The organism is Arthrobacter sp. 10L424, from assembly GCF_056395325.1.
On sequence record NZ_JBFTJH010000001.1, the window covers coordinates 404,521 to 418,811 of the forward strand.

General features: G+C 65.1%; 15 protein-coding genes. 7 read left to right on the top strand and 8 right to left on the bottom strand.

Annotated features, from left to right (window positions below; translation table 11 throughout):
• Nucleotides 1-40: 40 nt before the first annotated feature.
• The 5 genes from AC1DC5_RS01960 to AC1DC5_RS01980 form a co-directional block, all read right to left on the bottom strand.
• A complete protein-coding gene (locus AC1DC5_RS01960) occupies nt 41-1,486 on the bottom strand; it encodes a CpaF family protein (protein WP_476864000.1) in 1,446 nt (481 codons plus the stop codon).
• A complete protein-coding gene (locus AC1DC5_RS01965) occupies nt 1,483-2,679 on the bottom strand; it encodes a CpaE/TadZ family protein (protein WP_476864001.1) in 1,197 nt (398 codons plus the stop codon). Before AC1DC5_RS01965 ends, AC1DC5_RS01960 begins: the two co-directional genes overlap by 4 nt.
• Entirely contained in the window at nt 2,676-3,425 is a 750-nt protein-coding gene (cpaB, locus tag AC1DC5_RS01970; protein WP_476864002.1) for a Flp pilus assembly protein CpaB, read from the bottom strand. The genes AC1DC5_RS01965 and cpaB overlap by 4 nt, the downstream gene beginning before the upstream one ends.
• Nucleotides 3,426-3,822: 397 nt before the next feature.
• Nucleotides 3,823-4,029 carry a Flp family type IVb pilin gene (locus tag AC1DC5_RS01975; RefSeq protein WP_476864003.1) on the bottom strand — a complete coding sequence of 69 codons (207 nt, stop codon included), beginning with the start codon at nt 4,027-4,029 and terminating at the stop codon, nt 3,823-3,825.
• A gap of 269 nt (nt 4,030-4,298) precedes the next feature.
• Entirely contained in the window at nt 4,299-4,964 is a 666-nt protein-coding gene (locus AC1DC5_RS01980) for a prepilin peptidase (protein ID WP_476864004.1), read from the bottom strand.
• Nucleotides 4,965-5,257: 293 nt separating this feature from the next.
• Between AC1DC5_RS01980 and rplM the strand changes: the two genes are divergently transcribed.
• The 3 genes from rplM (at nt 5,258) to glmM (ending at nt 7,805) form a co-directional block, all read left to right on the top strand.
• Entirely contained in the window at nt 5,258-5,701 is a 444-nt protein-coding gene (gene rplM, locus AC1DC5_RS01985; RefSeq protein ID WP_056425332.1) for a 50S ribosomal protein L13, read from the top strand.
• 38 nt (nt 5,702-5,739) lie between these two features.
• A complete protein-coding gene (rpsI, locus tag AC1DC5_RS01990; protein WP_120951090.1) occupies nt 5,740-6,246 on the top strand; it encodes a 30S ribosomal protein S9 in 507 nt (168 codons plus the stop codon).
• Between the two features lie 197 nt (nt 6,247-6,443).
• The gene (glmM, locus tag AC1DC5_RS01995; protein ID WP_476864005.1) at nt 6,444-7,805 is read left to right on the top strand and encodes a phosphoglucosamine mutase; all 1,362 of its coding nucleotides are present in this window, start codon (nt 6,444-6,446) and stop codon (nt 7,803-7,805) included.
• Nucleotides 7,806-7,872: 67 nt separating this feature from the next.
• Here glmM and mscL read toward each other — a convergent pair whose 3' ends face one another.
• A complete protein-coding gene (gene mscL, locus AC1DC5_RS02000; protein ID WP_476864006.1) occupies nt 7,873-8,280 on the bottom strand; it encodes a large conductance mechanosensitive channel protein MscL in 408 nt (135 codons plus the stop codon).
• Nucleotides 8,281-8,388: 108 nt separating this feature from the next.
• On the bottom strand, nt 8,389-8,952 hold the full coding sequence (locus tag AC1DC5_RS02005; protein WP_476864007.1) for a M15 family metallopeptidase: 564 nt from the start codon (nt 8,950-8,952) through the stop codon (nt 8,389-8,391).
• A gap of 127 nt (nt 8,953-9,079) precedes the next feature.
• On the opposite strand from AC1DC5_RS02005, the gene AC1DC5_RS02010 reads away from it, so the two are divergent.
• Complete coding sequence (locus tag AC1DC5_RS02010) at nt 9,080-9,295, top strand: hypothetical protein (RefSeq protein ID WP_476864008.1); 216 nt, start codon at nt 9,080-9,082, stop codon at nt 9,293-9,295.
• 10 nt (nt 9,296-9,305) lie between these two features.
• On the opposite strand, the gene coaA is transcribed toward AC1DC5_RS02010, so the two are convergent.
• On the bottom strand, nt 9,306-10,271 hold the full coding sequence (gene coaA / locus AC1DC5_RS02015) for a type I pantothenate kinase (RefSeq protein WP_346925930.1): 966 nt from the start codon (nt 10,269-10,271) through the stop codon (nt 9,306-9,308).
• 143 nt (nt 10,272-10,414) lie between these two features.
• On the opposite strand from coaA, the gene glmS reads away from it, so the two are divergent.
• The 3 genes from glmS to AC1DC5_RS02030 all read left to right on the top strand — a co-directional run bounded on the left by glmS (nt 10,415) and on the right by AC1DC5_RS02030 (nt 14,254).
• The gene (glmS, locus tag AC1DC5_RS02020; protein ID WP_476864009.1) at nt 10,415-12,307 is read left to right on the top strand and encodes a glutamine--fructose-6-phosphate transaminase (isomerizing); all 1,893 of its coding nucleotides are present in this window, start codon (nt 10,415-10,417) and stop codon (nt 12,305-12,307) included.
• 4 nt (nt 12,308-12,311) lie between these two features.
• A complete protein-coding gene (locus AC1DC5_RS02025; protein ID WP_024366340.1) occupies nt 12,312-12,659 on the top strand; it encodes a holo-ACP synthase in 348 nt (115 codons plus the stop codon).
• A gap of 80 nt (nt 12,660-12,739) precedes the next feature.
• Nucleotides 12,740-14,254 (top strand): NAD(P)H-hydrate epimerase, encoded by a 1,515-nt coding sequence (locus AC1DC5_RS02030; RefSeq protein WP_476864010.1) that lies wholly within the window; start codon nt 12,740-12,742, stop codon nt 14,252-14,254.
• Nucleotides 14,255-14,291: the final 37 nt, after the last annotated feature.

A 14,291-nucleotide genomic window follows, 5' to 3' on the forward strand; every position in this document is an offset into this window, starting at 1 on the left:
AGCCCAACACCTAGTGCGAAGTAGATCGGGTTTGCTGGGTTCACCGGTACCCACCGCCTCCGTGCGAGGTTCCGAAGACGGCCGGTGAGAGTGTGATTCCCAGCTCTGCGAAGTGTTCCGCAAAGCGGGGCCTGACGCCGGTGGGCGTGGGGCGGCCGAGGAACCGCCCCTGCGCGTCGAGGCCGGCGCTGTAGTCGAAGGTGAAGGCATCCTGGAGAGTGACGACGTCCCCTTCCATGCCCTGGACCTCGGTGACGTGGGTGACGCGCCGTGTACCGTCCCTGAGCCGGGAGATATGGACGATGAGGTTGATGGCCGATGCGATCTGTTCGCGAATTGCGCGCAGAGGCAGGTCCATGCCGGCCATGAGCACCAAGGTTTCAAGGCGTGCAATGGCATCACGGGGAGAGTTGGCGTGCACGGTGGAAATCGATCCATCGTGTCCGGTGTTCATTGCCTGCAACATGTCGAGTGATTCGCCGCCGCGGACCTCGCCGATGACAATCCGGTCCGGCCTCATGCGGAGGGAATTCTTGACCAGATCGCGAATGGAAATCTCGCCCTTGCCCTCGATGTTCCGGGGCCGGCTTTCCAGCCGCACCACATGGCCCTGCTGCAATTGGAGTTCGACGGCGTCTTCGATGGTGACAATGCGTTCGTCGTCCGGCAGGAAGGAGGAGAGGACGTTGAGGAGGGTCGTTTTTCCTGTGCCCGTGCCGCCGGAGACCAGGATATTCAGCCGGGCCTGAACACAGGCCTGCAGCAGCTCCGCCATTTCCGGAGTCAAGGTTCCGAAGGAGATCAAGTTGTCGACGGTCAAGGGCACCTGCCCGAATTTTCGAATCGTCAGCGATGCACCGTTCACTGCCAGCGGGGGGATGATCGCGTTGACGCGTGATCCGTCGGCGAGGCGGGCGTCCACCATCGGGGAAGACTCGTCGATCCGCCGTCCGACCTTGGTGACGATTCGTTCGATGATCCGGCGCAGGTGGTCCTCCGAGCTGAACCGTGCATTCGTCAGGGTCAGTTTGCCCTCGCGCTCTACGTACACCCGTTCCGGTCCGTTGACCATTATTTCGGAAACTGCCGACTCATTCAGGAACTTCTGAAGGGGCCCGAGTCCCAACACATCGTCGATGATCTCCTGGACCAGCCTGTGCCGTTCGGCGGCAGTCAGGGGAATGTCGTCTTCTTCCACGATGGCCCGCAGCTCTTCTTTGACGTAGCTTTGCAGCTCCGACTCGTCGAGCGTCGGGTCGGTGATGCGTCCACCCATGCGCTCGTACAGAGCGGCGCTTGCGCGGTCCTTGACTGCGTTCAGGGCATCGCTGGCGTCCGAGCCTGGGATTCTCGGCTCGGCAGCGCTGGAAGTCAACGGGGCAGCGTCCGCAGATCCGACGGCCCAGGGGCCGCCGGACGGTCGTGGAGTCGACGAAGCCTCGGGGTTGCCGCCACGGAGGGATTCGAAACGCTCGGTGAGGTTCATACGACTCCGGCCCTTCCGTGAAGTTTCTTGTTGGGTCGGGGATTCCCGCCCCCGCTGAACCTTTCCGCGAACTGCCGCAGTCCTTTGGTCACCGGGTCCCTGGTGCCGTCCTCCAGAAGTGGAACGCCCTTGTTCGTGGAGTAGGGCACGGCCCGCGATCGAGGCAGAACGACGTCCACGGAACATCCAATGGTGGCCTCAACGTCTTTCAGCGTCAGCCCGGTCCGTCGATCTGCGAAGTTGAGCACGACGTGGCGGTTCGCCGGCACAAGATCGAGGTCGGCGAGGACGCCGAACCCGGCGCGCAGTCCCCGGATGCTCGGAATGTCCATGCCACAAACCCAGACAGCATCGGTGGCCAGTTCCAGAGTTGCAAGAACGTGCTCGCCCAGGCCCGGTGCGGTGTCGACCACCACGTACTGGAATTCGTTGGACAACTGGCTCAGGAGCCGGCCTACCTGTTCGCCCGATATCTGGTCGGCGTCGGTAGGCCGGAGAGGGGCACAAAGGGCGTAGATGCCAGAAGGATGCAACGTTAGATAGGACTTCAGCACCACGCTGTCAAGGACCGCTGCCCCGACCACCGCATCTGCCAACGTCTTCTCCGGTTCCAACATCAGCCCTGAAGCAACATCGCCGAACTGGAGGTCAAGATCAACCACCACGACTTTCATGGGAGCACTTTTGCCCAAGCCCACCGCAAGGTTGGTGGTGATGGTTGTTTTGCCCACGCCGCCCTTGGGGGACATGACCGCGATGATCCGGCCGCTCTGGGGCTGTCCCTCGACGGAGTTCCCCAGTCCGCGACGCCGTCCCGCGGCTGCCAGACTGGCCCGTTCCAGCAGCGAGCGGATGGTCTGGACATCGGAACCCGGCTGGAGCAGGTCCCTGATGCCGGCCCGCATGGCGGGAAGGGCGATTCCTTCTTCATCCTCGACGACCAGGACCATGCTGACTTCCGGGTACTGGAGGTCAAAAAGGCTGGCCAGACGGAGGGAATCTTCCAGCGGGAGCCCCGGCCCAAGCATGATGACTTCGACAGGGTCGCCGTTGAGGACCGTGAGCAGGTCGTCGGGACCAGGCGGAAGGTAGTCGGCCGCTATCGCGTGAAACGTGCCGTGCAATCCGGCGGCCGCCTGCCTTACGCGCCGTTCGAATGCTGGATCTGACGTGATCAGTACGAAGCGGCTCATCGGTACAGCTCCGGCTTCTTCACAATGACCGGGGTGCCTTCGGCGGCCGTGGACGGCTCCTTGGTGAGCCACAAGCTTCCGAATTTGGCGGCGAAGGCGATCTTCACGGAATCGGCCTCGTCTCGCGCAAAGGTCACGATCAGCTGTCCGGTGGGCAATTCCGTATTGGCTTGGGTGGCAGGGTCGCTGCCGGCCGACTCCCTGGGCATCGACCGCTGCACGCTCGTTACCAGGACCTTGTGAAAGACCTGCTGGCCGGATTCGAGATCCGGGGAGTCCTTGAGGGCGCCCTTATCAAAGAGGACGACTATACCCACGGTGTCTCCGGCGGCGACTCGGCCACCGACTACCTGCTGCGCCTCAAGTTGGACCGAGATCTCCTGCATACCTGCGGGAACAGCGGCGGAACCCGGCGCGGACAGGCTGTCCGGAGCCACGAGCCTGGCACCGAGCAGTGTCTCCCCGGGAAGCAGATCAACCGCTGCCACCTGTCCCGTCAGGCCGTCCAGGCTCTTCAGGGCACCGTCCGGTACTGACCCGGAGGGCAGTGAGGTGAGTTTGACTGCGGATGTGATCTGGCCAAGATCGGATCCTTGGGGGATCTGGTTCTGGACCACGAGTACTTCAACGGGTTTCAGGCCCTGCTGGGCCCGGGCTTCCGATGCTTGAACGTATGAGACCAATAGCACTGTGCCAACTAATGCCAGCACAAGTGCGACAATGCCTCCCAGCAGGCGATTTTTCACTTCCAGGCCTTTCAATGATGATGAAGAAGGTGCCCGAGCCAGTTATTGCCGAAATCAAAGACACGTAGACCGTAGTTGCATGGTCCTGGCAGCGTTGAGGTTCGCTGAGACGAACCGGTCGAAGTCCTTGGAAGCTGCGGCCTGTATATCTGTTGTCTAACGGCAGAGAGCGGTCAAAGAATGAAAAGCGTATTGCCATTGTGTGCGAGATGCCGGCAAGATTTGCCTCGAATGCCGTGCGAAATACTCGCATTTCCCGCAGGTTACAAAACCCTGTGCTGTACTCCGTGGACGGAAGCCCGCGGCCCCAAATCCCTAAATCCCAGGAGTGGGCGCGGCTCCAGCGGAGCTGATGTCCGAAGTGCCGCGCCCGCCCTTGGGATTCTGGGTGGATTGGCTAAGGCTTTATCTTGGCCAGCTCGGTTGTGACGGTCGTGAATCCCGTCGCGATCTGACCGCCGAGAGTGGCGACCAGCCCAACGATGGCGGCGGCGATAAGTGCGACCAGCAGGCCGTATTCAACGGCGGTGGCGCCCTTTTCGGATTCGAGCTTGTTTTTGACGCCGGAGATAAAAGTGAGCATTGAGACCATGAGACCAGTCATTTCATTTTCCTTTTCCAGAGATTTGAATATGAAACGGATGCCGGCAAATCCCCCTGTGCTTATTTGCTGGAGGTCCGTTGGGACAACATTTGCACGGCAATTATCGGGCATGCAATGCCGGCAGATACTCGACTTCTTGGGAGCAAAATGAGGCCAACACCTGTGGTCATTTGACGGAGTACTCAGTTGGTGCCTGCGGTCGGTCGGCAACTACTTGTTTTGATACGCCTGCTTACTAGTGAGTGCAGGAGGTACAGGAGTGACAGGAGTTAACGAAGGAGAAGGATGACGCCGAGCCCGGCCGCCAGCATGGAGGGGCCGTAAGGGACTTCCCGCGGCTTGTTTCCGCGGGTTTTGAGCACCAGGACCACCGAGGCCAGGCCGCCCGCCACGAAGCCCAGGGCTCCGCCGTAGAACAATTGCGGCCAGCCTAAGTAGCCCAAGTACAGTCCAAGTGGTGCCGCGAGCTTTACATCGCCCATTCCGAGGCCGTTTCCGCTGGTCAGAGCCAGAATGAGGTACAAAACGAACATTGTGACGGCGCCGGTTGCGCCGCGGAGCAGGTTTCCCCCCTCGCCGGCGCCCACAGCTGATATTGAAAGCAGGAGCAGCCCGGCACCCAGTAGGGGGAACACCAGCCGATTCGGAAGCAGGTGGTGCAGCAGGTCGATGCGGGCGAGTTGCACTCCGACGACGGCCAGGACCAGATAGGCCGGCAGTTCGGCGGCCGCGCCGAAACGCCACGCCAGCAGCGCCGAGAGAACAAAGGTGACCGCCGCCGTCGTAATTCTCGCCCGGCTGGAGGCGTCGCCGGCCAGCTGGGGGAGGGCGCGGCCGGTGAACAGTCCGGCCAGTAACCCCAGGCCCGCGCCGGCCAGCCCGATCCCGGCAATAAACAGCGGCGTTGCGGAGTCAGCGGCGGCGGTGTCGAACACGGTTCCTCCTGGGATGCGGCGGGCCGGGGCGGGCGAGATGCATCCGGACACCCCATTTTGACCCAGTGACACGTCATCGGCTATTCTTGGTAGTCGTTGTGCGTGTCCTTCTCGATGATGCGTGCCCGCTTGGGAATCCGGTTGCAGGATGACTACTCAACGTGCACATTCGAGACCTCAGGATGACTGGTTACATAGAGCCCTCACCTCTGTTCCGGTAGCGCATAGATAGTAGGTGCACCTTCGAGTGACGCCTAAAACAAGAACGCCAGAACAAGAACGAGGCAAACACCGTGCGTACGTACACCCCGAAGCCCGGCGATATCAACCGCCAGTGGCACGTCATTGACGCCACCGACGTTGTCCTTGGTCGTCTTGCCAGCCAGACCGCAATCCTGCTGCGCGGCAAGCACAAGGCCACCTTTGCGTCCCACATGGACATGGGCGACTTCGTCATCATCATCAACGCTGAAAAGGTTGCCCTCACCGGCGCCAAGCTGGAGCAGAAGCGCGCATACCGCCACTCCGGCTACCCGGGCGGCCTGACCTCCGTCAACTACGCGGAGCTCCTGGAATCCAACCCGGTCCGCGCCGTGGAGAAGGCCATCAAGGGCATGCTCCCGAAGAATTCCCTCGCTGCACAGCAGCTGGGCAAGCTGAAGGTCTACAAGGGTGCCGAGCACCCCCACGCCGCCCAGCAGCCCAAGACTTTCGAAATCACCCAGGTCGCCCAGTAGTCCTGGCCACCAAACAACTTATTTATACAAGGAGAATCGTGGCTCAGAACGAAGAGACCACCGAGGCCGTCGTGGCTGAGGAAAACCTGACCAGCTACACCTCGGAAAGCGGTCCTGCGGAAGCAGAAGCGCCCAAGAAGGAACGCCCGGCCCTGACCGTTGCCGGCGCTGCAGTTGGCCGTCGCAAGGAAGCTGTTGCCCGCGTTCGCGTTGTACCGGGCTCCGGCAAGTGGACCATCAACGGCCGCGAGCTGGCCAACTACTTCCCGAACAAGCTGCACCAGCAGGACGTCAACGAGCCCTTCAAGATCCTCGATCTTGATGGCGCCTACGACGTCATTGCCCGCATCCACGGTGGCGGCATCTCCGGCCAGGCCGGTGCCCTGCGCCTCGGCATCGCCCGTTCGCTGAACGAGATCGACACCGAGAACAACCGCGCCACCCTGAAGAAGGCCGGTTACCTGCGTCGTGACGCCCGCGTCATCGAGCGCAAGAAGGCTGGTCTCAAGAAGGCCCGTAAGGCTCAGCAGTACTCCAAGCGCTAAAAAGCGCCTGCCCAGCAGGCGGCCGCTGACGCGACCGCCCGCTGGGACCCGCGGCGCTTTTCAGCGCTCGGATCCCAAAGCGTTAATTCCGCTTCCAAGCGCGAATCGCGCTTGCACGGAAGCCCGTCCCGCATTTTGCGGGGCGGGCTTTCGCCGTTAAGTCGGACTTGCTCCGGGCGTCGACTAAACTTGAGCCGATGTCTAGATTATTTGGAACAGATGGTGTCCGGGGCTTGGCGAACGGCCTGCTGACGGCCGAGCTGGCGTTGCAGCTGGCCCAGGCCGCCGCCGTCGTGCTTGGCCACGACCGCAATACCAGCGCAACGCGGCCGCGTGCCGTGGTTGCCCGGGACCCCCGCGCCAGCGGTGAGTTCATTGCGGCTGCGGTGGAAGCGGGGCTCTCAAGCTCCGGGATCGACGTCTATGACGCCGGCGTGCTCCCGACCCCCGCCGCGGCCTATCTCGTGGCCGACCTGGACGCCGACTTCGGCGTGATGATCTCCGCCTCGCACAACCCCGCTCCGGATAACGGCATCAAGTTCTTTGCCCGCGGCGGCCAGAAGCTTCCTGACGATGTGGAAGACGCCATCGAGGAACAGCTCGGCAAGGAGCCCTTCCGCCCGGTCGGGGGAGACGTGGGCCGGATCCAGCGCTTCTCCGACGCCGAGGACCGCTATATCGTCCATCTGCTCGGCACCCTCCCGCACCGCCTGGACGGGCTCAAGGTCGTGCTGGATTGCGCGCACGGCGCGGCGAGCGGCTGTTCCCCCCAGGTCTTCAAGGATGCCGGCGCCGATGTCATTGTCATCGGAGCCGAACCGGACGGCCTCAACATCAACGAAGGCGTCGGGTCCACTCACCTGGGCCCGCTGAAGCAGGCGGTCCTGCAGCACGGAGCCGATCTGGGCATTGCGCACGACGGCGACGCCGACCGCTGCCTTGCGGTGGACCACGAAGGTAGCGAAGTGGACGGCGATGAGATCATGGCCATCCTCGCCGTGGCCCTGAAAGCTTCCGGCAAGCTCAAGGACGACGTTCTCGTCGCCACCGTGATGAGCAACCTTGGACTCAAGATCGCCTTGCGCGAGGCCGGCATCAGCCTGCGCGAAACCGGCGTTGGCGACCGCTACGTCCTGGAAGGGATGCGCGAAGGCGGCTTCAACCTCGGCGGCGAGCAGTCCGGCCACGTGATCTTTGCCGACCACGCCACAACGGGTGACGGCGTTCTCACCGGCCTGCAGATTGCGGCGCAGGTGGCCCTCACAGGCCGTCCGCTGAAGGAACTGGCCGCAGTGATGACCAAACTTCCACAGGTCCTGATCAATGTCAGGGGCGTGGACCGCACCCGCGTCAAGGGTGATGAAGCCGTGGCGGAGGCTGTAGCCCTTGCCGAGGCCGAGCTGGGCGATACCGGCCGTGTGCTGCTCCGCCCCTCCGGCACGGAACCGGTGGTGCGCGTCATGGTTGAGGCGGCCTCCCAGGAGACCGCCCAGGCCGTGGCTGAACGCCTGTCGCAGGTGGTCCGCACTGAGCTGGCCCTGGAGCTTGTCGCCGACTGAATCGGCCGATCTTCAACAAAAAATGGCGCGTCCCCCAAGGGGACGCGCCATTTTCGGTTGGTTGCTGCTAGAGGGTTCGCTCCGCGCGCAGGGCGTCACGGATTTCCGTCAGCAGGGCGATCTGCGGATCCTCGGCCGCCTCTTCCTTGACGTCCGGGTCGATACCGAGGCGGCGGTTGCGCCGTTCGATCATGTGGTTCATCGGCACCACCACCACGAAGTAGATCGCGGCCGCGACCAGCAGGAAGTTGACGATAGCCGTCAGCAGCACGCCGAACTTGATGTCGTTGCCGTTCAGCGTCACGACGGCAAAGCTGTCGAAGTTGGGCGAACCGACCAGGCCTGCGATGAAGGGCATAAGGACGCTCTGAACCAGTGCCGTTACCACGGCGCCAAATGCGGTACCGATGACGACTGCGACGGCAAGGTCTACGACATTGCCCTTGAGTATGAAGTTCTTGAATCCTGTCAGCATGTCCCCAAGGTAACCCGGCCGCGTGAACTCCCTGTGTCGAGGAGGTAAGTTTCCGGCTCCGTGTCGGTGTGCGGCGCCGCGTGAGCCGCCGGAGCACTCAGGACCCGGCTAGCGGTACGCCGGTGCCGCTTCCAGCCCGAAGTATTCCTCGAGGGTCGCAATGCCCCGGGTGTTCATCTCGCCGGCCGCTTCCACACCCACGTAGCGCAGATGCCAGGGCTCGTAGTAATAGCCGGTGATCTCGTGGAACATCCACGGGTAGCGCACCACGAAGCCGAACAAATGGGCGTTGGCCTTCGCCCAGACGGCTGCCGGCTGGCTGGCGAACGCTGGCCTGAAGCTGTCCCTCCCGCTGCCGTCGCCGATGTCGAAGGACCAGCCGGTCTGGTGCTCTGAATAGCCGGGCCGCGCGGAGGCTGTGTCCGCAGCGGCCTGCCCGTCCGCCTGCACCCACTTGTTGTAGGTGGCGATCTGGGTGTTGAACGAGCGGTAGCCGCTTGCGAGCGTGATGACGACTCCGCTGGCTGCGGCGGCCGCGAACATCCTCTCCGCCGCTGCCGCCGTCGTGCTGTTGAGCAGCGCCGCCTCACCGGAGGTGGCCAGGCGCACGCGTGGCTGGACCAGGTCGGACGGCACATACGCGGCGGGGGAGAGCGGCCGGTGTTTGTTCACGACCACCCACGGGCTTGTGGGGTCGGTGAGCGAGTGCAGGGGAGCGGCTGCGGCGGAAGGCGCCGCGGGCGGTGTGGTCCCTGGCTCCGTTGCCGCGGCGCTGCCCGACAGAGGCTCCCCGGACGGAGTGGCGCTTGCCGTAGCGGACGGCGTCGCGGTGAAGGTCGCCGTCGCCGCGGACGGCGCCGCAGCGGCGGACGACGTCGGCCCGGCGGTTTCAGGGGAGCAGGCGCTCAGGGCGGCGAAACCCGATCCTGCCAGCAGCAGGCGGCCGAAGACCCGCCTGCTCGGAGCGGGACGGGGGGACTCCGGCGCCTCCGGACGTTCCGCGGACCCGTCGTAGCACACCTGTGCTAGACCTTGCGCAGCAGCATGCGGCGGATGGAGTGGTCGGCATCCTTGGTCAGCACCAGCTGCGCGCGGCCGCGGGTGGGGAGGACGTTCTCCTCCAGGTTCGGTTCGTTGATGCGCTTCCAGATCTCGCGGGCCGTCTGTTCCGCCTCGGCGTCCGAGAGCGTCGCGTAACGGTGGAAGTAGGACTCCGGCTGGGCGAACGCCGTGGTCCGCAGTTTGCGGAAGCGGTCCACGTACCACTCCTCGATGTAGGACGTTTTGGCATCAACATAGATGGAAAAATCGAAGAAGTCACTCAGGGCCAGCCCCTGCCGCCCGTCATGCCGCGGACGGGCCGGCGCCAGGACGTTCAGGCCCTCGACGATCAGCACGTCGGGGCGGCGCACCACCACTTCCTTCCCGGGGACGATGTCATAGGTCACGTGGGAGTACCAGGGCGCGCGGACTTCCTCGGCTCCGCCCTTGATTTCGCTCACAAACCGGAGCAGCGCGCGGCGGTCATAGGACTCCGGGAATCCCTTGCGCTCCAGGAGCTGGCGCCGCTTGAGTTCCGCCAGCGGGTACAGGAAGCCGTCCGTGGTGATGAGTTCAACGTTGGGGGTCCCGGGCCAGCGGCGGAGCATCTCGCGCAGCACCCGGGCGATGGTCGACTTGCCCACAGCCACCGAACCGGCGACGCCTATCACAAACGGGGTGCGCTGGGTCTGCTCGCCCAGGAAGGTGGTGGTTGCCGCATGGAGCTGGCCGGCCGCCTCGACATACAGGTGAAGCAGCCGGGACAACGGGAGGTAGACCTCGCGGATTTCCTTCATGTCGAGCGGATCGCCGAGGCCGCGGAGACGGAGCACGTCCTCCTGGTTGAGGGGCTGCTCCATCTGGGCAGCGAGCCGGGACCACGTCTGCCGGTCCAGCTCCACGAACGGGGAGCCGCCGTCGCCGTTCGCTTCATTGCGTTGCAAAGTCACCCTAGAGATTCTGCCCTCCGCCGGGCCGAGAGCGAAATGGGTGGCCCCGCCGGGCAGCGGACAACCCCGCACAGGCGGCGGGCGGCGTGTTGTGAGCGCTTATCCTACGTCCCCCCTCGTGGAAACCCGCTAGGCTTGAGCCCATGTGTGGAATCGTTGGATATGTGGGCCACTCCGCTGGCCGTGTAAATACTGGACACAATGCCCTGGACGTTGTCCTTGAGGGATTGCGGCGCCTGGAGTACCGGGGCTACGACTCTGCGGGCATTGCCGTAGTAGCCGACGGAACGATTTCTTCCCGCAAGAAGTCAGGCAAACTGAGCAACCTCATTGCCGAGCTCGAGGCCAGCCCGCTGCCGGAATCGCTGACCGGCATCGGTCACACACGCTGGGCGACCCACGGCGGCCCGACGGACCAGAACGCGCACCCGCATCTCGCCGATGGGGGCAAGCTGGCCGTGATCCACAACGGCATCATCGAAAACTTCGCCGAGCTGAAGCTGGAACTCAAGCGCAAGGGCGTGACGTTCCTCTCCGAAACCGATACCGAGGTCGCGGCCGCCCTCCTGGGCGACATCTACCGGAACCAGCTCAAGGGCGACCCCGCCAACGGCGGCCTCACGAAGGCCATGCAGCTCGCCTGCCAGCGCCTCGAAGGAGCCTTCACCCTCCTCGCCGTGCACGCGGACCAGCCCGACGTCGTCGTGGCGGCCCGCCGCAACTCCCCGCTGGTCGTTGGCCTCGGTGAGGGCGAGAACTTCCTCGGCTCCGATGTCTCCGGCTTCATCGACTACACGCGCCGCGCCGTCGAGCTCGGCCAGGACCAGATCGTCACGATCACCGCCGACACCGTTGAGATCACCGACTTCTACGGCGCCCCGGCCGAAGGCAAGGAATACCACGTCAACTGGGACCCGGCCTCCGCGGAAAAGGGCGGCTTCCCGTCCTTCATGGAAAAGGAAATCCACGACCAGCCGGACGCCGTCCTGCAGACTCTGCTGGGCCGCTCGGACATCAACGGCAAGCTGACCCTCGACGAGCTCCGGGTCGATCCGGAACTCCTCAAGAGCGTCGACAAGATCATCGTCCTTGCCTGCGGAACCTCCGCCTACGCCGGTCAGGTCGCCAAGTACGCGATCGAGCACTGGTGCCGGATTCCCACCGAGGTGGAGCTCTCCCACGAATTCCGCTACCGCGACCCGATCGTCGACGAGAACACCCTGATTGTCTCCATCTCCCAGTCGGGCGAGACCATGGACACCCTGATGGCCGTCCGCTACGCCAAGGAACAGGGCGCCAAGACCGTCTCGATCTGCAACACCAACGGGTCGACCATCCCGCGCGAATCCGACGCCGTGCTGTACACCCACGCCGGCCCGGAAATCGCCGTCGCCTCCACCAAGGCCTTCCTGGCACAAATCACCGCCGCTTACCTCCTGGGCCTCTACCTGGCCCAGCTGCGGGGCAACAAGTTCCAGGGCGAGATCAAGGACATCCTCGCGGACCTCAACAAGATCCCCGCCAAGATCCAGCAGATCCTCGACAACGAAGCCCAGATCAAGGAGCTCGGCGAGTCCATGGCGGACGCCAAGTCCGTGCTGTTCCTGGGCCGCCACGTCGGCTTCCCGGTGGCGATGGAGGGCGCGCTCAAGCTCAAGGAGCTCGCCTACATCCACGCCGAGGGCTTTGCCGCCGGTGAACTCAAGCACGGCCCGATTGCGCTGATCGAGGAGGGCCAGCCCGTCTTCGTGGTGGTTCCCTCGCCCCGCGGCCGCGACTCGCTGCACTCCAAGGTTGTCTCCAACATCCAGGAAGTCCGGGCGCGCGGCGCCAAGACGATCGTGATCGCGGAAGAGGGGGACGAAGCCGTCAAGGCCTACGCCGAGCATGTCTTCTACATCCCGGAGACCCCCACACTGCTGGCTCCGCTGCTCAGCACGGTTCCGCTGCAGATCTTTGCCCTTGCCCTGGCCTCGGCCAAGGGTTACGACGTGGACCAGCCTCGCAACCTGGCCAAGAGCGTGACCGTAGAATAACGCCATGATTGTTGGCATTGGCGTAGACGTCGTAGACATTGAACGGTTCGGCCGGCAGTTGGAGCGGACCCCCGGGTTGCGCGACCGGCTGTTCGTCCCCGCGGAACGCGAACTGAACACCCGTTCCCTGGCTGCCCGGTTCGCGGCCAAGGAGGCTGTGGCCAAGGTCCTGGGCGCTCCTGCCGGCATGAACTGGCAGGACTGCTGGATCGGGCTGGACCAGAATGGTCCCACCGTCCAGGTCAAAGGCACCGTGCTGGCTGTGGCGGAGTCGAAGGGCGTCAAGCGCTGGCACTTGTCCATGAGCCACGACGGCGGCATCGCCACGGCGACGGTCATCGCCGAGGGCTAAGCGTCACCAGCCCGGACCGAACCGGACTTTCCGCAGCGACTGCACTCCCCACATTGACTGCACGGCGAATGGACTGAACCATGATCAGCGCCTATACCGGAACCCAGATACGAACGGCTGAAAAGCCGTTCCTGGACAACGGTATGGGCGCTGTTCTTATGCAGCGGGCCGCATACGGGCTGGCCAACGCGGTGGTCCGGGAACTCCGGGGCCGCGGGAAGCGCCTATACGGCGCCAGCGTCACGGTGCTCGCCGGCAAGGGAAACAACGGCGGGGACGGGCTGTTCGCCGCCGCCATGCTGGCCGGCCGCGGCATGCGGACGACGGCGGTGCTCACCGCAGGGGAGGCCCACCCCGAAGGGCTCGCGGCGCTGGAAAAAGCCGGCGGCCGGGTCCTCCGCCTGGCCTCGGAGAACACGAACGCCGCAGCCGCGGCCGCCGCACGGGCCGACGTCGTCATTGACGCGATCCTGGGCACCGGCGCGCGGGGCGGGCTCCGGGGGCCGGCCGCCGCGCTGATCGACGCTCTGGGACGCTCGCGTCGGGGACTCGTGGTCGCCTGCGACATTCCCAGCGGCGTGGATGCCGATAGCGGCGAGGCCCACAGCCCGGTGCTCCGGGCGGATCTGACGGTCACCTTCGGGGCGGCCAAAGCCGGACTGCTGGCCGATCCCGGGGCGGACTCCGCCGGCCGCGTGCACGTCATTCCGATCGGAATCGAGGCTGCCCTGCCTGAGCCGTTCCTGCGCCGCCTCGAAGCGGAGGACCTCTCGGTGCTGCTTCCCCATCCGGGGCGGCGCTCCCACAAGTACTCCCGCGGTGTCCTGGGCGTCGTCGCCGGCTCGCAGCGGTACCCCGGCGCGGCGGTGCTCGCCTGCCGCGGCGCGTTGGCGTCCGGGGTGGGCATGGTCCGCTACCTTGGGCCGCCGGACGTCGCCGACCTGGTCCGCCGGTCCTGCCCCGAGGTCGTGTGCGGAACCGGCAGCGCCGCGGAGACCCATGTCCAGGCCTGGCTCCTCGGCCCGGGCCTCGATGAAGAGGCCCCCGAGCAGCTCGACCGCGTCCGGGAAGCCGCAGCCACCGGATTGCCTGTCGTGGCTGACGCAGGGGCGCTGCCTGCCCTGCCGCGCGACCTCGATCCCCGGTTCGTGCTGACGCCGCATGCCGGCGAACTGGCTGCGCTGCTGGCCCGATACGGCGCTGACCCCGGTCGCACCGGAGTGGAGGACTCCACCCTCGCTGCAGCCAGGCGGGCCAGTGGGCTGACCGGGGCCACAGTCCTCCTCAAGGGCGCGACCACGCTGGTGGCTGCGCCCTCGGGTTGCGTCTTCAGCCAGGCCGAGGCCACCCCCTGGCTGGCAACGGCCGGAAGCGGCGACGTTCTGGCGGGTGTGCTCGGGTCCCTGCTGGCGCAGCTGGCCGAAGACTCCGGGGCCTTCAGCTCCGTTGGCGTCTCCGCGGCCGAGCGCTGGGCCGGGATCGCGGCGATGGCCGCGAGCGTCCACGGCCGCGCGGGCAGCCTCGCCTCCGCCGGCGGGCCGGTCAGCGCCAGCGGCATCGCGGAGGCACTCCCTGAGGTGCTGAGGGCGATGTAACCAAGGCTGCACATAGCGTCCCGACAGGGATGATAAC